At 69.2% G+C, this 17,007-nt stretch carries 23 protein-coding genes and 1 tRNA gene; 18 read left to right on the top strand and 6 right to left on the bottom strand.

All coding sequences use genetic code 11. The features are described from left to right. Window positions 1-44: 44 nt before the first annotated feature. Together J2Y58_RS12120 and hemE are read right to left on the bottom strand one after the other, a co-directional pair. Window positions 45-500: a CopD family protein gene (locus J2Y58_RS12120; RefSeq protein WP_310103431.1), complete on the bottom strand. Its 456-nt coding sequence runs from the start codon at window positions 498-500 to the stop codon at window positions 45-47. Beyond that, window positions 500-1,522, bottom strand: a complete 1,023-nt coding sequence (gene hemE / locus J2Y58_RS12115; RefSeq protein ID WP_310103428.1) for a uroporphyrinogen decarboxylase — start codon at window positions 1,520-1,522, stop codon at window positions 500-502. The genes J2Y58_RS12120 and hemE overlap by 1 nt, the downstream gene beginning before the upstream one ends. A 323-nt stretch (window positions 1,523-1,845) precedes the next feature. Here hemE and J2Y58_RS12110 point away from each other — a divergent pair, with 323 nt between their 5' ends. The 11 genes from J2Y58_RS12110 to J2Y58_RS12060 all read left to right on the top strand — a co-directional run bounded on the left by J2Y58_RS12110 (window position 1,846) and on the right by J2Y58_RS12060 (window position 8,612). After that, window positions 1,846-2,676, top strand: coding sequence for a pyruvate, water dikinase regulatory protein (locus tag J2Y58_RS12110; protein WP_310103425.1), 831 nt, complete (start codon window positions 1,846-1,848; stop codon window positions 2,674-2,676). Between the two features lie 10 nt (window positions 2,677-2,686). Continuing rightward, the gene (locus J2Y58_RS12105) at window positions 2,687-3,274 is read left to right on the top strand and encodes a nucleoside triphosphate pyrophosphatase (protein ID WP_310103422.1); all 588 of its coding nucleotides are present in this window, start codon (window positions 2,687-2,689) and stop codon (window positions 3,272-3,274) included. After that, window positions 3,271-4,080, top strand: coding sequence for a shikimate dehydrogenase (locus J2Y58_RS12100; RefSeq protein WP_310103420.1), 810 nt, complete (start codon window positions 3,271-3,273; stop codon window positions 4,078-4,080). Before J2Y58_RS12105 ends, J2Y58_RS12100 begins: the two co-directional genes overlap by 4 nt. Further along, window positions 4,077-4,670 (top strand): dephospho-CoA kinase, encoded by a 594-nt coding sequence (gene coaE, locus J2Y58_RS12095; RefSeq protein WP_310103417.1) that lies wholly within the window; start codon window positions 4,077-4,079, stop codon window positions 4,668-4,670. The genes J2Y58_RS12100 and coaE overlap by 4 nt, the downstream gene beginning before the upstream one ends. Before the next feature lie 10 nt (window positions 4,671-4,680). Continuing rightward, on the top strand, window positions 4,681-5,370 hold the full coding sequence (gene dnaQ, locus J2Y58_RS12090) for a DNA polymerase III subunit epsilon (RefSeq protein WP_310103414.1): 690 nt from the start codon (window positions 4,681-4,683) through the stop codon (window positions 5,368-5,370). A 55-nt stretch (window positions 5,371-5,425) separates the two neighbouring features. After that, window positions 5,426-6,016 (top strand): ribosome hibernation-promoting factor, HPF/YfiA family, encoded by a 591-nt coding sequence (hpf, locus tag J2Y58_RS12085; protein ID WP_310103411.1) that lies wholly within the window; start codon window positions 5,426-5,428, stop codon window positions 6,014-6,016. After that, window positions 6,016-6,486: a PTS sugar transporter subunit IIA gene (locus J2Y58_RS12080; protein ID WP_310103409.1), complete on the top strand. Its 471-nt coding sequence runs from the start codon at window positions 6,016-6,018 to the stop codon at window positions 6,484-6,486. The genes hpf and J2Y58_RS12080 overlap by 1 nt, the downstream gene beginning before the upstream one ends. Continuing rightward, entirely contained in the window at window positions 6,476-6,928 is a 453-nt protein-coding gene (locus J2Y58_RS12075) for a PaaI family thioesterase (protein WP_310103406.1), read from the top strand. The genes J2Y58_RS12080 and J2Y58_RS12075 overlap by 11 nt, the downstream gene beginning before the upstream one ends. Then, window positions 6,925-7,254, top strand: a complete 330-nt coding sequence (locus J2Y58_RS12070) for a DUF1491 family protein (RefSeq protein ID WP_310103403.1) — start codon at window positions 6,925-6,927, stop codon at window positions 7,252-7,254. The genes J2Y58_RS12075 and J2Y58_RS12070 overlap by 4 nt, the downstream gene beginning before the upstream one ends. A gap of 366 nt (window positions 7,255-7,620) precedes the next feature. Beyond that, window positions 7,621-8,061: a cell wall hydrolase gene (locus J2Y58_RS12065; protein ID WP_310103399.1), complete on the top strand. Its 441-nt coding sequence runs from the start codon at window positions 7,621-7,623 to the stop codon at window positions 8,059-8,061. Window positions 8,062-8,120: 59 nt separating this feature from the next. Next, the gene (locus J2Y58_RS12060; protein WP_310103397.1) at window positions 8,121-8,612 is read left to right on the top strand and encodes an MmcB family DNA repair protein; all 492 of its coding nucleotides are present in this window, start codon (window positions 8,121-8,123) and stop codon (window positions 8,610-8,612) included. A 7-nt stretch (window positions 8,613-8,619) separates the two neighbouring features. On the opposite strand, the gene J2Y58_RS12055 is transcribed toward J2Y58_RS12060, so the two are convergent. Next, window positions 8,620-9,231 carry an ankyrin repeat domain-containing protein gene (locus tag J2Y58_RS12055; RefSeq protein ID WP_310103394.1) on the bottom strand — a complete coding sequence of 204 codons (612 nt, stop codon included), beginning with the start codon at window positions 9,229-9,231 and terminating at the stop codon, window positions 8,620-8,622. Between the two features lie 68 nt (window positions 9,232-9,299). On the opposite strand from J2Y58_RS12055, the gene J2Y58_RS12050 reads away from it, so the two are divergent. The 3 genes from J2Y58_RS12050 to J2Y58_RS12040 are packed head-to-tail and all read left to right on the top strand — an operon-like array spanning window position 9,300 to window position 10,995. Beyond that, entirely contained in the window at window positions 9,300-9,887 is a 588-nt protein-coding gene (locus J2Y58_RS12050; RefSeq protein ID WP_310103391.1) for an SCO family protein, read from the top strand. Beyond that, window positions 9,875-10,318, top strand: coding sequence for a YcgN family cysteine cluster protein (locus J2Y58_RS12045; RefSeq protein ID WP_310103388.1), 444 nt, complete (start codon window positions 9,875-9,877; stop codon window positions 10,316-10,318). Before J2Y58_RS12050 ends, J2Y58_RS12045 begins: the two co-directional genes overlap by 13 nt. Further along, entirely contained in the window at window positions 10,315-10,995 is a 681-nt protein-coding gene (locus tag J2Y58_RS12040; RefSeq protein ID WP_310103383.1) for a YgjP-like metallopeptidase domain-containing protein, read from the top strand. The genes J2Y58_RS12045 and J2Y58_RS12040 overlap by 4 nt, the downstream gene beginning before the upstream one ends. On the opposite strand, the gene J2Y58_RS12035 is transcribed toward J2Y58_RS12040, so the two are convergent. The 3 genes from J2Y58_RS12035 to J2Y58_RS12025 form a co-directional block, all read right to left on the bottom strand. Next, window positions 10,965-13,109, bottom strand: a complete 2,145-nt coding sequence (locus J2Y58_RS12035; RefSeq protein ID WP_310103380.1) for a PBP1A family penicillin-binding protein — start codon at window positions 13,107-13,109, stop codon at window positions 10,965-10,967. The two genes, J2Y58_RS12040 and J2Y58_RS12035, sit on opposite strands and share 31 nt — an antisense overlap. A gap of 94 nt (window positions 13,110-13,203) precedes the next feature. Further along, a tRNA-Leu gene (locus J2Y58_RS12030) sits at window positions 13,204-13,290 on the bottom strand. An 81-nt stretch (window positions 13,291-13,371) separates the two neighbouring features. Further along, window positions 13,372-14,115 carry an MJ0042-type zinc finger domain-containing protein gene (locus J2Y58_RS12025; RefSeq protein ID WP_310103377.1) on the bottom strand — a complete coding sequence of 248 codons (744 nt, stop codon included), beginning with the start codon at window positions 14,113-14,115 and terminating at the stop codon, window positions 13,372-13,374. Window positions 14,116-14,229: 114 nt separating this feature from the next. Here J2Y58_RS12025 and ftsE point away from each other — a divergent pair, with 114 nt between their 5' ends. From ftsE to J2Y58_RS12005, 4 genes are read left to right on the top strand one after another with little or no spacing between them, the layout of a single operon-like run. Further along, window positions 14,230-14,913, top strand: coding sequence for a cell division ATP-binding protein FtsE (ftsE, locus tag J2Y58_RS12020; protein WP_310103522.1), 684 nt, complete (start codon window positions 14,230-14,232; stop codon window positions 14,911-14,913). Continuing rightward, a complete protein-coding gene (locus J2Y58_RS12015; protein WP_310103374.1) occupies window positions 14,910-15,782 on the top strand; it encodes an FtsX-like permease family protein in 873 nt (290 codons plus the stop codon). The genes ftsE and J2Y58_RS12015 overlap by 4 nt, the downstream gene beginning before the upstream one ends. After that, window positions 15,779-16,315, top strand: a complete 537-nt coding sequence (locus J2Y58_RS12010; protein ID WP_310103371.1) for a YdcF family protein — start codon at window positions 15,779-15,781, stop codon at window positions 16,313-16,315. The genes J2Y58_RS12015 and J2Y58_RS12010 overlap by 4 nt, the downstream gene beginning before the upstream one ends. Further along, window positions 16,312-17,004: a lysophospholipid acyltransferase family protein gene (locus J2Y58_RS12005; protein ID WP_310103368.1), complete on the top strand. Its 693-nt coding sequence runs from the start codon at window positions 16,312-16,314 to the stop codon at window positions 17,002-17,004. Before J2Y58_RS12010 ends, J2Y58_RS12005 begins: the two co-directional genes overlap by 4 nt. Window positions 17,005-17,007: the final 3 nt, after the last annotated feature.

Here is a 17,007-nt window from a genome sequence, read left to right as displayed (position 1 = left end):
GAGGTTCTGGATTCCCGCCTCCGCGGGAATGACGGCGCGCCGGATCAGAACGGCTTCACGATCACGAGGATCACGATCAGCGTCGCCGCCAGCGCCGGCACCTCGTTCATCATCCGGAGCGCCCTGTTCGACACCGACGCGCGTCCCTTCGCCAGCTTCCTGGCATAGCCGACCGCCCAGCCGTGATAGCCGCTCAGCAGCAGCACGATCGCCAGCTTGGCATGCAGCCATCCCAGCCCCGGCACGCCGTCCGCGATCCCGGCGTTGAGCGCCAGCGCGATGCCCAGCACCCACACGACGATCATCGCCGGGGTCAGGATGATGCCGCGCAGCTTGGTCTCGCGCTCGACCCAGCGCGCCGCCTCGGCGGGGTCGGCCAGCCCCTCCTGATGATAGACCAGGTAGCGCGGCAGCATGAACAACCCCGCCATCCAGAAGATCACGAAGATGACGTGCGCGGCCTTCACCCAGTCATAGGTCGCGCCGAGGAACCCGACCATCATTCACCCCTTACCCGTTGCAGCAGTTGCTCGACATGCGCGATCGGTGTGTGCTGCCCGATCCCGTGGCCGAGGTTGAAGATATGCGGCCGCTCCGGGAACGCCGCCAGCACGCGGTCGATCCCTGCGTCCAGTGCCGCCCCGCCGGTCAGCAGCGCGAGCGGGTCGAGATTGCCCTGCACCGGCAGTTCGGGCGGCAGGACCGCGTTTGCCCAATGCGGATCGACCGTCTCGTCCAGCCCGATCGCATCGACCGCGGTCCCCGCGGCATAGGCGGCCAGCTTCCCGCCTGCGCCTTTCGGAAAGCCGATGATCGGCGTGTCCGGGCAGCGGGCGCGCACGCGGTCGACGATCGCGCGATTGGGGGCGATCACCCAGCGCTCGAACTGCTCGGGCGACAGGCTGCCCGCCCAGCTGTCGAAAATCTGCACCGCCGCGACTCCGGCGTCGATCTGCGCGATCAGATAGTGCACCGTCGTTGTTATTATCGCGTCGATGATGGCACCGAACGCGACCGGATCGGCATAAGCGTAGCGCCGCGTCGCTTCCTGATCGCGACTTCCCTGCCCCGCCACCATGTACGTCGCCACCGTCCACGGCGACCCGGCGAACCCCAGGAACGTCGTCTGCGCCGGTAGCGCCGCCGCCACCCGCCGCACCGTCGCATAGACCGGATCGAGCCGCGTCACGTCCGGACTCAACGATTCCAGTGCACTATCGACCAGCGCCGGCGCCAGCCGCGGCCCCTCGCCCGCCCCGAACGTCAGCTCCTGGCCCAGCGCCCATGGCACCATCAGGATGTCGGAGAAGAGAATCGCGCCGTCGAATCCGAAGCGTCGGATCGGCTGCAACGTCACCTCCGCCGCCGCCTCCGGGTCGGTCGCGAGCGCGAGGAAACCGCCCTTCTCCGCACGTAACGCCCTGTATTCGGGCAGGTAACGCCCGGCCTGGCGCATCAGCCACGTCGGGGGTCGCGCGGCACGCTCGCCCTTCAGGACTCGCAACAGGGGTTTGTTAACCATCACGTGCGATCCTTCTACCTTCTAGGAAGATTCAGAGAGTCTGGTTGTTGATGCGGTAGGCGCGTTGGTCGCGGGGACTTATGCGTCGTCACCGGAATTGCCAACAGCTTGACTCATGGGTCGCGCCGGGTGCCGCGGGAGTCGGCCACCGTGATCCACAGGACTCACAGGCTGTGGATAAAAAGCACCGCTGGGGATCGCGCTGTGGATGGAATCCGAGTTTTCCACCGATCCGGGTCGCGCTTGGCGACGGGGACGAGTTAGTCTAGCGGCTGTCCACGACTTATCAACAGATCGGCCCCCTTTCGGATGTTCGCCTTCTGATGCTCCGCCTCCATCTCCACCTGCTGTCGGATTCGACCGGCGAGACGCTGGAGAACATCGCCAAGGCAGCGCTGGCGCAATATGACGATGTGGAGACCGTCCGGCACTTCTGGCCGATGGTGCGCACCGAGACGCACCTCGACCGCATCCTTCAGGAAATCGCGCAAAATCCGGGGCTTGTGATCTTCACGCTCGTGAATCCGGTTACGCGCGCGGCGCTGGAGACGCGTTGCAAGGCGCTTGGCCTGCCGACCGTCGCCCCGCTCGATCCCGTCAACGATGCGCTGTCGATGCTGCTCGGCCAGCAGGCAAAGGCGCGGCCGGGCCGTCAGCACGTCCTGGACGCCGCCTATTTCGCGCGCGTCGATGCGATCCAGTTCACGATCGCGCACGACGACGGCATCGCGCACGAGGAGTGGGAAGAGGCCGACATCGTGCTCGCCGGGGTCAGCCGCTCGTCGAAGACCCCGACCTCGATCTATCTCGCCAACCGCGGGTTCAAGACCGCGAACATCCCGATCGTCGTCGAGAGCCCGCCGCCCAGGGCGTTGTTCGGGTTGAAGAACCCGCTGGTCGTCGGGCTGACCACCAGCACCGACCGGCTGATCCAGATCCGCCGCAACCGGCTGCTGTCGCTGAACCAGGCGACCGAAACCAATTACGTCGACCAGGACGCCGTCGCGCGCGAGATCGCCTATGCGCGCCGGATGTTCGCCGACCACGGCTGGCCGGTGATCGACGTGACGCGCCGTTCGATCGAGGAAACCGCCGCCGCGATCATCGCGCTGGTCAACGAACGCCGCGGCCTGGCCGCCCGGAACACCGACTGATGCTGATCCCATGTTGATACTGGCCTCGCAAAGCGCCTCGCGCACCACCATGCTGGCCGCGGCGGGGGTGCCCTTCACCGCCGAACCCGCCTATGCCGACGAGGCCGCACTGAAGGCCGCGATGGCCGGTCGCCATCCGCGCGACGTGGCCGATGCGCTGGCGGAACTGAAGGCGCTCAAGGTGTCCGCGCGCCACCCGGGCCATCTGGTGCTGGGTTCCGACAGCCTGGCGGTGCTGGACGACGGCACGATCCTCGACAAGCCCACCAGCCGCGACGAGGCCCGCGATCACCTGACGCGCATGTCCGGCAAGCGCCACGATCTGGTCAGCGCGGCGGTGATCGCCGAGAACGGCCGTCCGGTGTGGCGCATCGTCGACAAGGCCAAGATGTTCGTCCGCCCGCTCTCGCCCGCGTTCATCGAGACCTATCTGGACGCCGAATGGCCCGCGATCGCCGGGTGCGTCGGCTGCTACCGCATCGAGGGGCCGGGCGCGCAGCTCTTCGCGCGGATCGACGGCAGCCAGTTCACCGTCCTGGGGATGCCGTTGCTCCCCGTGCTTGATTATCTGCGTGTCCGACAGGTGTTGCCCGCATGACCCCTTACGCCGAAGTGATCGGCGAGCCGATCGCGCATTCCAAGTCGCCGCTGATTCACCGTTTCTGGCTGGAGAAGCTCGAGATCGCGGGCGATTACCGCGCGGCCGAGGTCAAGGGCAGCGACCTCGCCGACTTCTTCGCGCGCCGCATCGGCGATCCGGCATGGCGCGGGTGCAACGTCACGGTACCGCACAAGCTGGCGGTGCTCGACCATGTTCCCGATCCCGGCGACGTCCGAAGCCTGATCGGCGCCGCCAACACCGTCTTTCGTGGCGAGGGCGGCGCGCTGATCGCGACCAATACCGATGCGGCGGGCTTCCTGTCGCCGATCGCCGACCTCGACCTGTCCGGTCGCGCGGTGGCGGTGGTCGGCGCGGGGGGCGCGGCGCGAGCGGTGCTGTTCGCGCTGGCCCGCAGCGGCGTGGGGAAGGTGACGATCCTCAACCGGACGCCGCTGAAAGGGGCAGCACTGCTCGCGCAGTTCGGATTGAAGGGCGACGCGCTGCCGCTCGGGGCCAAACTCCCGGCCGCGGCGCTGCTCGTCAACACCAGCGTGCTGGGAATGATCGGGCAGCCGCCGCTCGAGCTCGACCTCGCCCCGCTTCCGGAGGATGCCGTCGTGTACGACATCGTCTACGCACCGCTGGAAACCGCGCTGCTCAGGGCCGCGCGCGCGCGCGATCTGGACACGGTGGACGGGCTGGAAATGCTGGTCGGGCAGGCGGCGGTCGCGTTCGAGCTGTTCTTCGGGGCCGTCCCACCGCGCGAGCATGACGAGGAACTGCGCGCGCGCCTGCTGGCATGACCATCCTCGGACTGACCGGCTCGATCGGGATGGGCAAGTCGACCGTAGCGGCGATGTTCGCCGATGCGGGCGTGCCGGTGTTCGATGCCGATGCGACCGTCCATCAGCTGCAAGGGCCGGGCGGTGCGTTGCTCGTCGCGATCGAGGCGCGTTTCCCCGGCACCACCGGCGTGGAGGGCGTCGATCGCGCCGCACTGGGACGGGTCGTGCTCGGCGATGACGCGGCGATGCGTGCGCTGGAGGCGATCGTTCACCCCGCGGTCCGCGCCGAGCGCGCGGCCTTTCTGGATCGGCATGCCGATGCACCGCTGGTCGTCTTCGACATCCCGTTGCTGTTCGAGACCGGCGGGAAGCGCGCGGTCGATCAGGTGGTGGTCGTCTCCGCGCGCCCCGAGGTGCAGCGGGCCCGCACGCTCGCCCGCCCCGGCATGACCCCGGAGAAGTTCGACGCGATCCTCGCCCGTCAGATGCCAGACGCTGAAAAGCGCGCACGGGCCGATTGGGTGATCCCGACCGACGTATCGCTGGACGACACGCGCGCACAGGTCGCCCGCGTCATCGCTTGCACCCGCGCCGCGCAGCGCCGATAGTGGCGCGATCATGCGTGAGATCGTCTTCGATACCGAGACCACCGGTTTGAGCTTTGTCGGCGGCGACCGCATGGTGGAGATCGGGTGCGTCGAATTGGTCAACCGCGTCGAGACCGGCCGCACCTTTCACGCCTACTTTCATCCCGAGCGAGACATGCCCGCCGAGGCGGAGCGCGTCCACGGCCTGTCCGCCACCTTCCTGTCGAAGCATCCGGTGTTCGCCGCCGGGGTCGCGGCGCTGCTCGACTTCATCGGCGATGCTCCGCTGGTCGCGCACAATGCGGGGTTCGACTTCTCGTTCCTGAACGGCGAGCTGGAGCGCTGCGGCCAGGCAGCGGTGTGCCGGTCGCGGATGGTCGACACGCTGGCGATCGCGCGGACGCGTCACCCCGGCGCCAAGCACACGCTGGACGGGCTGTGCAGCCGCTACGGCATCGACCGCTCGCACCGGGTGCTGCACGGGGCGCTACTCGACGCGCAGCTGCTGGCGCAGGTCTATGTCGAGCTGATGGGCGGGCGTCAGATCGGGCTAGGGCTGGTGAGCGAGGCGGCGCCGATCGTCGTCGAGCAGGTCGCCGCGGCGCCGGTGCGCGCCCGCCCGCTACGGGTGTTTTCGCCTCATCCGGCGGAACTGGCGGCGCATGCTGCGTTTCTTAAGAAGGTCAAAGAACCGTTGTGGGAGGTCGCCGCGTCCGAATGACGCGACAGACGGCCGGGCCGCAGGGGGGCGGACCGGCGCGAGATGGAGGAAAAATATGGATATCCGGATTTCAGGTCATCAGGTGGCGATCGGCGACGCGCTGAAGGCCCATGTGCAGGACCGGCTCCAGGGTATCGCCGACAAATATTTCGCGCGCGCCATTTCGGCGGAAGTGACGTTCGGCAAGGGGCCGCACGATAACGGCTTCACTTGCGACATCGTCGCGCACGTGACCCGCGGGCTGATCCTGAAGGGACGCCACGACGCGCATGACGCGCATCTGGTGTTCGATGGCGCGGCGGAGAAGATCGAGAAGCAGCTGCGCCGCTACGTCCGCCGCCTCAAGGATCGTCATGCCGCACACGCCGCGACCGAGGAGACGCAGGAGCGTACCGGTTACGACAATGCCGGCTACACCCTGTTCGCCGAGCAGATCGGCGAGGACGAGGCTGGCGATGCACCGCTGGTCATCGCCGAAACGCGCGTCGACGTGCCCGATGCCAGCGTGTCCGATGCGGTGATGATGCTCGACCTGCGCAACACGCAGGCGCTGCTATTCAAGAACGCGGGCACGGGATCGTACAACATGGTCTATCGCCGCGGTGACGGCACGATCGGCTGGGTGGAACCGCAGCGTGGCGGCTGATGGCGACTGATCTCAGCGATCTGCTCGTCCCCGAACTGATCGTGGTCGGCATGACCGCCGCTTCGAAGAAGACCCTGTTCGCGCAGCTCGGCACGCTCGTCGCGCCGGCGCTGGGGATCGATGGCCGTGTCGTGGCGGAGGCACTCACGACGCGCGAAAAGGAAGGCTCGACCGGCTTCGGCGGCGGCGTGGCGATCCCGCATGCGCGGATCGCCGGGCTGCGGCGCGTCGCGCTTGCGGTCGCGCGATTGACGCACCCGCTCGACTATGGCGCGGTCGACGATGCGCCGGTCGACGTCGTCGCGGCGATGTTCTCGCCCCCGCAAGCGGGCGGCGAGCATCTCAAGGCGCTAGCGCGGGTCGCACGACGGCTTCGCGACCGGCCGCTCGTGGCCAAGCTGCGCGGCGCCGGGTCGCCCGATGCGATCTACGCGCTGCTGACCGATCATGGCGTTCGCGATGCCGCCTGAAGGCGCGGCGGCGCATTATCGCGCGCTCGAATCGCTCTACGCGGCGGCGCCCATCAACCGATTCTTCGAGTCGCGGCTGGAGGTGACCGCGGCGGGCGAGTCGCGGATTCACTTCCACGTCGACCGGCGGCACTTCCACGCCGCCGGCGCGGCGCATGGCACCAGCTATTTCAAGATGCTGGACGATGCGGCCTTTTACGCCTGCAACAGCCTGGTGACCGATCGCTTCCTGCTGACCACGCAGTTCAGCCTGCTGCTCACCCGTCCGCTCGGCGAAGGTCCGGTGGTCGCAGAGGGCAAGTGGATCAGCGGTCAACGCCGCGTGTTCGTCGCCGAGGCGCGGCTGGTGACGGCCGACGGAGAGGAGGTGGCGCGGGGCACCGGTACCTTCATGCGTTCGCGGATCGCGCTTGCTTCGCTGCCGGGCTATGCGGCGCCATGAGTGCGCGGCTGCCGACGCATCTGGCGGTCAGCGCGTTGTTGCAGCGGGTGAACGACTCGGGCGGCCTTGCGGTCGTCCGCGCACGCGGCGAACCGCAGGGCGGGGCATTGCTGGTCCTCATCGCCGAGGGTCGATGTCTGCGCGCGGTGGAGCGGATGCGCGGGTTGGACGACCGCGACACATTGGTCCCTGCCGGCCCTGACTCCGATCAGACAGCAATGCTGGAGCAATATTGGCAGAAGCGCCGTGCGCGCGATCCCGACTTGTGGGTGATTGAACTGGACGTCCCGCACGCCGAACGGTTCGTCGCTGAAACGATCCTGTAAGATTGACCCTGTTAACCTCTCGGCCGTAGCCCGACGGCATCGACAACGTGCGTTGTGCCGATGCGGGGTGCGATCTCGAACGGTGACGCAGTCGGGGGGGACCCGGACGGTCAGAGTCAGCAACGCTGGTTCAGCGATCGTATCCGCGCACCCACCGCACAAAAATGATGTGGAATGCCGTTCAGCTCACGCATCGCGACCTTCGCGACGCTTACTCTCTCGGTCCTAGCTCTCGTAGCACAGAGCGCCCCCGGACTGGCTGCTGATCTACCGGCTGTTCCCGCCGCATCCACCGCGATTCAACTCGCGCTTCCCGCCCAGGTTCCGACCGTCGCCCCCGCCGCGCCGACGATCCAGGAACCCACCGTGACCCCGCAACAGGTCGAAGAGCAGATCGCCTACCCGACGCTCGCCGCTGCCGTCGCCGATCAGTCGATCCGCTCGGACGCCGACGAGGACATGCGCTGCCTGGCCGGCGCGATCTATTTCGAGTCGCGGGGCGAGCCGCTCGCGGGTCAGCTGGCCGTCGCCGAGGTGATCCTGAACCGTACCCGTTCGCGCCGCTTCGGCGGCAGCGTGTGCGACGTGGTGACGCAGAAGGGCCAGTTCTCGTTCGTGCGCAGCGGTCGGATGCCCGACGCACCCAGCAACGACGACTGGCGCACCGCGATGGCGGTCGCCAAGGTGGCGATGAAGGACGCGTGGGAAAGCAATGCCTCGAACGCGCTGTACTTCAACCACCGCAGCGCCGGCCGCGGCAACGGCGTGCGCGTCGCGTCGATCGGCAATCACATTTTCTACCGCTGATCGCGCCACGCGAACGCAGGCTTGGCTTTCGTTCGCCAGATGTTCTATTCCACCGGGCGATGCTGACGACGCCCGATACCTGCCACAGCGATGATACCGCAGCCCTGTGCGCCGCCGACGTGGCGCGCGGGGTCACGCGGATGCTGCTCCGCCACGACCTCACCGCCCTTGCCGAGGTGCCGCTCGACGGCGGGCGCCGTGCCGATCTGATGGCGATCGATCCGCGTGGGCAGCTGGTGATCGTCGAGATCAAGGTGTCGCGCGCCGACCTGCTCGGTGACGGCAAGTGGCAGGATTATCTGGCACATTGCGACCGCTTTTACTGGGCGGTGCCGGCAGGGTTCGATGCCTCGCCGATCTCGGGCGAAGCGTTCCTGCCCGAGCGGACCGGGCTGATCGTCGCCGACCGCTACGACGCGGCGATCGTGCGCGAGGCGCGGACCGATCCGTTGCCTGCCCCGACCCGCAAGCGCTGCACGCTCGCCTTTGCGCGTCGGGCCGCGCGCCGCGTCATCGCCGCGCACGATCCCGATGCCGGCCAGGGGTGGTAGCCGGCGCCTAGAACTTCGGACCCGCCACCGCGCGGGGCGCCTTCACCGGTGTGTCCTCCAGCGTCTTGAGGATCGCCAGCGACCGCGTGTCGCGCTTTGCATAGTCGCGTGCCGACATGCCGGCGACATTGTCTGTCTGGTCGGGGTTGCCGCCCGCGGCCAGTACCGCGCGCACCAGCGACAGGTCGCGGCGCTGCACCGCGCGGATCAGCGGCGTCTCGCCGGCGTTGTTGCCCAGGTTCGCGTTCGCCTTGGAGCCCGCCAGGATCTGGATCAGGTCGGGCTGCCCCGCCTGCACCGCCAGCATCATCGGCGTCTCGCCGTTCCCGTCGCGCAGGTTCGGGTCGGCACCCTTGGCCAGCAAGTAACGCAGATAGGCGGCGTCGCCGCGCTTCACGACGATATGGATCGCACCCTCGCCGGTCGTCACGTCGCGCGCGTTGACGATCGTCTGCCCCGGCTGATCGAGCATCGCGATCACCGCATTGCCGTCGCCTTTGCGCACCGCCTCCAGGAACTTGTAGCGTTGCGACTGCTGCTGCGCGCCGGCGGGCAATGCGGTGGCGGTCAAAGAGAGCGCGGCAAGCAGCGCGGCATTCAGGAACGGGCGGCGAAGCATCGGGTCGGTTCTCGCAGACAGCCAAAGGGTTGCGCCACGCGCTATAACCCATCACATCTGCCGTCACCATGAACATGCGCCGTTCCGCCGTCACGCTCGCGCTGCTGCTCGCCGGGCCCCTCGGGGCCTGCGCGCAGGAACCCGCGGGCGATCCGCCGCTGGCGGGTGCGCGAATCGGCGGCGCCTTCTCGCTGACCGATCAGGACGGCCGGACCGTCACCGACCGCGACTTCGCGGGGAAGTACCGGATCGTCTATTTCGGCTATACCTTCTGCCCCGACGTATGCCCGACCGACGTGCAGAACATCGCCGCCGCGCTCAAGCTGCTGGAGCGGGATGACGCCGCCCTGGCGCAGCGGATCGTACCGATCTTCATCACCGTCGATCCGGCGCGCGATACCCCCGCCGCGCTCAAGCGCTTCGTCTCCGCCTTTCATCCGCGGCTGGTCGGCCTTACCGGCACGCCGGAGCAGATCGCCAAGGTCGCCAAGGAATTTGGCATCTACTACGCGCGGGGCGCAGGGACGGCGGACGGCTATCTGATGGATCACAGCCGCCAGATCTACCTCTTCGATCCCGATGGCCGCCCCCTCGCGCTGCTTCCCGAGGGGCCGCCGGACGCGATCGCCAAGGAGGTCCGCCGATGGGCGCGCTGACCGGCCGCTTCTGGGAATCGACCCCGCTCGACAAGCTCGACCGTGCGCAATGGGAGGCCTTGTGCGACGGATGCGGCAAATGCTGCCTCCACAAGCTGGAGGACGAGGACACGGGCGAGCTGATCGCGACCAACGTCGCGTGCCGCCTGCTCGACCGGCGTAGCGGACAATGTTCGAACTACCGTCACCGCCGTGCCTATGTCAGCGAGTGCGTGCGGCTGACGATGGGCAACGTCCATGCGATCGACTGGCTGCCGTCGACCTGCGCCTATCGGCTGCGCGCCGCCGGCCAGCCGTTGCCCGACTGGCACTATCTCGTCTCGGGCGACCGGGAGGCGGTGCACCGCGCGGGCGAGTCGGTGCGCGGGTGGACGATCAGCGAGGATGATGCCGGCGACCTCGAGAACCACATGGTCGACCGCCAGTTGTGACCGACGACATCCTGGTCGTCCGCAACGCGCGCGCCCGCCGCACGCGCCTGTCGTTCGATCCGGTCACCGGGCGCGCGCGGCTGACGCTGCCGCCGCGCGCCTCGGCCGCCAAGGCTCTGGCGTGGGCGCGGTCGCAGGATGCGTGGATTGCGCTTCAGCGTGATCGCTTGCCGCAGGCACGACCGTTCGTGGCGGGGGCCGTGCTGCCCGTCGACGGTCGGGCGCTGACGATCGACTGGCGGGCGGAGGCGGCGCGTCTGCCCAGGATCGATGGTGACCGGCTGCTGCTCGGCGGCGCGCCCGAGATGGTCGCGCGCCGCGTCGAGGCCTGGCTTCGCCGGCAGGCGCTGGCGCTGCTGGAACGCGAAACCGCTTTCTATGCCGCACGGGCCGGGGTTGTCGTCACTGGGGTGTCCGTTGGCGACCCGCGCGGCCGCTGGGGCAGTTGCGCGCACCATGGTGCGATCCGCTACAGCTGGCGGTTGGTCCTTGCCCCGCCCGAGGTACGCCGTGCCACCGCCGCACACGAGGTCGCGCACCGGGTCCACATGGACCATTCCCCCGCGTTCCACGCGGTGGTCGCGCAGCTATTCGGTCGCGAGCCGGCGGCCGAACGCGCGTGGTTACGCACGCACGGCGCCGCGCTTCACTGGTTCGGGCGCTCGCCGGGCGGCTGAGCCGGGGGCGCACCGCGTGGTGGCGGCGGGGTCCGGACCGCGTCGCGACGCGGCTGGTTGGTCACGCGGTCGAGCCAGTCCTGGTCGAGCCGCTCGTCGGGACGCGGCTGCTCGTCGTCGCTGCGCGGCGGCAACGGCTGGACCACGGGGCGCTCCGGCCCGAACGTCGGCGTCTGATCCTGCGGTGCGGCCTGCTGCGGCGCGTCGGGGCCATAGCCGGCCTCGTCCACGAAGGTCGAATTGTCGGGCGCGCCGTAATAGCTTTCGGCGTCCGGCTCCAGCTGTGCCTCGGGCAGCGTCACCGCAGTTTCGAACTGCTCGATCGGGCGATTGGCCACTGCCTTGATCATGAAGTCGTGGAAGGCGCGCGCCGGCGCGGTGCCGCCGTGGAGCCCGGCGATCGGACGGGCGTCGTCGCGCCCCATCCACACGCCGGTGGTCAACCCCGACGAAAAGCCAAGGAACCAGCCGTCCTTGCTGCTGGTCGTCGTACCCGTCTTGCCTGCGACCGGGCGCCCGATCTGAGCGGCGCGGCCGGTGCCGGTGTTGACGGCGGTCTGCAACAGGTCGGTCATCTCGGCAGCGACGTTGGGCGCGACCAGCACCTGGCTGCGATCGACCTCGTGACGGTAGATCTCCTCACCCTCGGGGGTGACGCGCGTGATCCCGAAGGGGGTGACCGCGACCCCCTTGTTGCCGACGCTGGCGAAGGCGCGCGTCATGTCGATCAGCCGCACGTCGGAGGTGCCGAGCACCATCGACGGATGCGTGTTGACCGGTGTGCTGATCCCGAAGCGCCGCGCCATGTCGGCGACGGTCTGGAAGCCGACCGCCTGCCCCAGCTTCGCCGCGATCGTGTTGAGCGAATAGGCGAAGGCGGTGCGCAGCGTCACCTCGCCCGAGAAGCGCCGCGAATCGTTGCGCGGGCTCCACCCGTCGATCGTCACCGGCGCATCCAGCTCGCGATCCTCGGGCGTCTTGCCCGATTCGAGCGCGGCCAGATAGACGAACAGCTTGAACGCCGACCCCGGCTGCCGCTGCGCCTGCGTCGCGCGGTTGTAGATGGAGCTGACGTAATCCGTGCCGCCCACCATCGCGCGCACCGAGCCGTCCCGGTCGATCGCCACCATCGCGCCCTGCGCCCCCTTCGGCACATTGGCGCGCACGGCCGCATCGGCCTGCCGCTGCATCGCGGGGTCGAGCGTCGTCCACACCTCCAGCGGTTTTTCGGTTTCGTCGATCAGCAGGTCGAGCTGCGGCAACGCCCAGTCGGTGAAGTAGCGGACGCTGTTCTGGCGCGGCGCGGGGGCCAGCTTCACGCCGACGTCATTGGCCTCGCGCGCTTCTGCGGCCGAGATGAAGCCGTTGCGCACCATCTGCTGGATGACCACGCCCGCCCGGCCCACCGCCGCCTGAGCGTCGGCGGTGGGCGAGTAGTTGGAGGGCGCCTTGACGAGCCCGGCGATCACCGCCGCCTCGGGCAGCGTCAGGCGATCGGCGCCATGCCCGAAGAACTTGCGGCTCGCCGCATCGATTCCGTACGCCCCGCCGCCGTAATAGACCTTGTTGAGGTACAGCTCGAGGATCTGCTCCTTGGAAAACTTGCGCTCCAGTGCCAGCGCGAGGATGCCCTCACGGAACTTGCGTCCGAACTTCTTCTGATTGTTCAGGAAGATGTTGCGCGCCAGCTGCTGCGTGATCGTGGACGCGCCCTGTACGCGCCGCCCGCGCTCGTAATTGACGTAGAGCGAGCGCACGATCCCGACCGGGTCGACGCCGACATGACTGTTGAAGCGGCGGTCCTCGACCGCGATCGTCGCGTCGCGCATCACGGCCGGAATGCGATCGTAGGACAGCCATTCGCCGTAGCTCGGCCCGAGCGACACCAGCACCGACCCGTCCGCGGCATGGACACGGATCATCTGGCCGTTGGGCGACGACTTCAGCGATTCGAAGCTCGGCAGTTGCGAGCGCGCGATATAGACCGCCGTCAGCAGCGCGGCGAACGCAAGCACGGCCGCGGCGAGCGCCAGCTTGACGGCAAGTCCGATCCGTCGCCGCCACGGCGATCGGGTCCTGGACGGGGCGGAGCGGGAGGTGCGGGCGCGGGCCATGGGTCAGCCGGTGGCGGATATAGGCTTGAGCGGACCTTAACAAGATATTTGGACAGCCCCGCCGGGCAATGATCACCGCGTGGCAGCGGGAGATTGGTGCGGTCGAGAAGACTCGAACTTCCACGTCCTTTCGGACACAACGACCTCAACGTTGCGCGTCTACCAATTCCGCCACGACCGCACGTGTTGTCCACCGGGCGGGCCCGGCGTCTGGTAGGCGAGCGCCCCTAGCAAAGCACGCGCCGGGTGGCAACGCTCTTTATCAGCTCGCCTCTCCGACGAAGCTGAGGTCGAGCCGCTTGGAGCTGGCCGGGACGTCGACCTGCGCCGAGTTGAAGTCGATCGCGCCGCCCGGAAGCAACGTCCGCTGCTGCGGGGTAATCGTCCAGCTGAAGACGATGCGGTTCTCCGAATCGCGCAGGTCGGCGCGGATGTCGGGCACGCGCTGGCGCGTCGACGACGGATTGGTGATCCGGCCGCTGACGGCGAACAGCTCCGATCCGTTGGCCATCTTGCGGCGCTCGATCGGATTGTCGGCGATCCGCAGCGGCAGCTCTTCCGGCCCGATCGACAGCCCGATCTGCTGCGCCAGCCCCGGCGCCGTCGTCCACAGGATCACGGCAACTGCCGCCAGCATCAGCAACCCGGCGGCGAGGCTGGCGATCGTACGGATGCGCCCGCTGGCGCGCGCCGGTGCGCGGAAGGGCGGGCGATGCGCGAAGGCGTCGTAGGCGACCGGCTCGACGGGTGGCGCGGCCACGGCCGGCGCGGCCTGCAACGGCAGACCTGCCGGGGGCGGCGGGGCGGGCACATCCTCGACGGCCGGGTCGGCGGCGGGGGGTGGCGGGGCGTCGTCGGGCTCCGCTTCCTCCGGCTCGTCGGCGTAGGCGACGTCCTGATACCAGCTGTGCCCGCAATTGGCGCAGCGTACCGTGCGTCCCGGCGATGCGATGGCATGGTCCGGCACCATGTAGCGGGCGCGGCATTCGGGACAATCGAGGATCATGGGCGCGGCACCGGGAGGACGAACGAGCCGAATCTAAACACGCGCACCCTGTCGAACGCAAGCGGAGTCGCCGTGCTTGAAGCCGTTGCATCCGCCGTGCAATGGCTGCCACAGATGGCGGCGATCGTGCAGTTCGAGAACGTGGGCCTGCGCTACGGGCACGGCGAGGAGGTGCTGCGCGACGTCAGCTTCGCGCTCGCGCCCGGCGCCTTCTGCTTCCTGACCGGGGCGAGCGGCGCCGGAAAGACCTCGCTGCTGCGGCTTCTGTACCTTGCGCAGCGCCCGAGCCGCGGCGTGATGCGGCTGTTCGGCATCGACATGCTGACGCTGCCGCGGGCGCAGGCGCCGTCGATCCGCCGACGGGTCGGAGTGGTCTATCAGGACTTCCGGCTGATCCCGCATCTGTCGGTGGCGGACAATATCGCGCTGCCGCTGCGCATCGCGGATGCGGCCGAGGCGGACGTGGCCGAAGCGGTCGGCGAGATGCTGGCCTGGGTCGGGCTCACGCATCGTGCGCAGGCGCGGCCCGCGACGCTGTCGGGTGGCGAACAGCAGCGCGTGGCGATCGCCCGCGCGGTCATCGCGCGTCCCGACATCCTGCTGGCCGACGAACCTACCGGCAACGTCGACGATGCCATGGCCGACCGACTGGTCCAGCTGTTCGCGTCGCTCAACCGCCTCGGCACGACCGTGGTGGTCGCCACGCACGACGCGCAATTGATCGCGCGCGTGCCTGGCGCGCAGATGATGCGGATCGCCGCGGGGCACGTGACCGCGCCGCGGGTGCAGCGCGCATGAGCGCCGCGACCGCCCGCATCCTCGACACCGCGCGCGAAGGCCGCACGATGGCGGGCGTGCTGGCGATCACGCTGTTCCTGACCGTGTTGGCGGCGGCGGGGGGCATCGGGGCGGCGCGGGCGGCGCTGGCGCTGCGCGCGGCGCTATCCGGCGAGGCGACGGTGCAGATCGTCTCCGGCGATGCCGGCATACGCGCGCGACGGGCGGAAGCGGTGCTGACGGCGCTGCGCACCTCGCCCGCGGTGCGGCGCGCCGCGCTCGTCCCGCGTGCCGATCTCGCGCGGTTGCTGGGGCCGTGGCTGGGCGAGGCGGCGGCGGACACCGACCTTCCGGTCCCGGCGTTGATCGACGTGACGCTTGCCCCCGTGCCCGGCGCGCTGGCGCGATTGCATGCCGTGGTGCGGCGCGTCGCGCCGGACGCGCAGGTCGATGCGCATGTCGCGGCGCTGGGCGGCACGGGGACGCTGCTCGCGGCGATCGTCGCGGTGGCGGCGGCGATCGTGCTGCTGATGATCGGCGCCAGCATCGCGATCGTGCTGCTGGCGATCCGCTCCGGGCTGGCCGCGCATCGCGGGACGATCGAGATCATGCACGCACTTGGCGCCACCGATGCGCAGGTCGGGGGGCTGTTCCGGCGGCGCATCGCGCGTGACGCTGCCGCCGGGGCCGTGATCGGCGGCGTTGCAGCTTGGGGAGTGATCCTGCTGTTAGGCCGCCTTACGCAGGGCGTCGGGTCGCAGTTGCTGGGGGGCGTGACGCTCGGCGAGGGCGGGTGGATCGCGATCGTGGCGTTGCCGTTCGTCTTCGTCATCGTCGCCGCGCTCGTGGCCTATGGCGCGGTGCTGCGCGTCCTGGGGCGGCTGGCGTGACGAAGCGGCTGGTCGCGCTTGCGCTGCTCGCGTGGTTGCTCGGCTTCGCGGCCTTCATGCTGGCTCTGCCCGACCCTGCCGATCCGGCGCGTCGCACCGATGGCATCGTCGTGCCGACCGGGGCGGCGGGGCGGATCGCGCGCGGGCTGGACCTGCTGGAACATGGCCGCGCGCGCCGGATGCTGGTAACCGGCACGGCGCCGGGCGTCACGCGCGCCGATCTCGCGCGCGTCGCCGGGCACGAGGCGACGATCGCCTGCTGCGTCGACTTGGGAGCCGAGGCGGTCGACACGCGCAGCAATGCCGAGGAGACCGCCGCCTGGGTGCGGGCGCGCGGCTATCGCTCGATCCGGCTCGTCACCTCCAATTGGCATGCGCGCCGTGCCGCGCTGGAGCTCGGCCCGGCGCTGGACGCTGGCGTCGAGGTGCTGGTCGACGGGGTGCCGGCGCAGCCGACGCTGGCGCAGGCCTTCAACGAATACAACAAGCTGCTGCTGCGGCGCGTGGTGCTGTGGGGGGAGAGGTGGCGTTGAACTGGGTACGTACGATCCTGTTTCGGACGATCTTCTACCTGCTGTCGGTGCCGATCGTGCTGACAACGCCGATCGCGGTGCTGTTCGGGCAGCGTGTCCTGATCGCGCATGCCGACCGCTGGTCGCGGCTGCACCGCATTCTGATGCGGCTGATCCTGGGCATCACGCCGCGTGTCGAGGGTGCGGTGCCGCCGGGACAATTCCTTTTCGTCGCCAAACATGAGGCGATGTACGAGACGCTGGAGCTGCAACTGCTGCTCGGCTCGCCCGCGATGGTGTTGAAGCGCGAGCTGATGCGGATCCCGCTCTGGGGCTGGGCGGCGGTCAAATATGGCGCGCTGGTGGTCGACCGCGAGGCGTCGTCCAAGGCGCTGCGCACGATGATGCGCGAGGGCGCGGCGGTGCGCGCGACAGGACGCTCGGTGATCGTCTATGCCGAGGGGACGCGCGTGCCGCATGGCGAGCATCCCCCGCTCCGGTCGGGGTTCGCGGGGCTCTACAAGGCGCTCGACCTGCCGGTGGTCCCCATCGCGCTCGACAGCGGACGCTTGTTGCCGAAGCGTGGCGCCAAGCGGCCCGGTGTCGTCACCATTCGTATCGGCACACCGATACCGCCCGGGCTGCCGCGGCGGGAGGTCGAGACGCGCGTCCATGCCGCGATCAACGAACTGAACACGCCCGCGGGATAGGCG

It is taken from the genome of Sphingomonas sp. BE138 (assembly GCF_031456125.1).
In the GTDB taxonomy this organism is placed as follows: domain Bacteria; phylum Pseudomonadota; class Alphaproteobacteria; order Sphingomonadales; family Sphingomonadaceae; genus Sphingomonas.
Note: the sequence above shows the minus strand (reverse complement) of the source record. Positions and strands in the feature narration are given on the sequence as shown.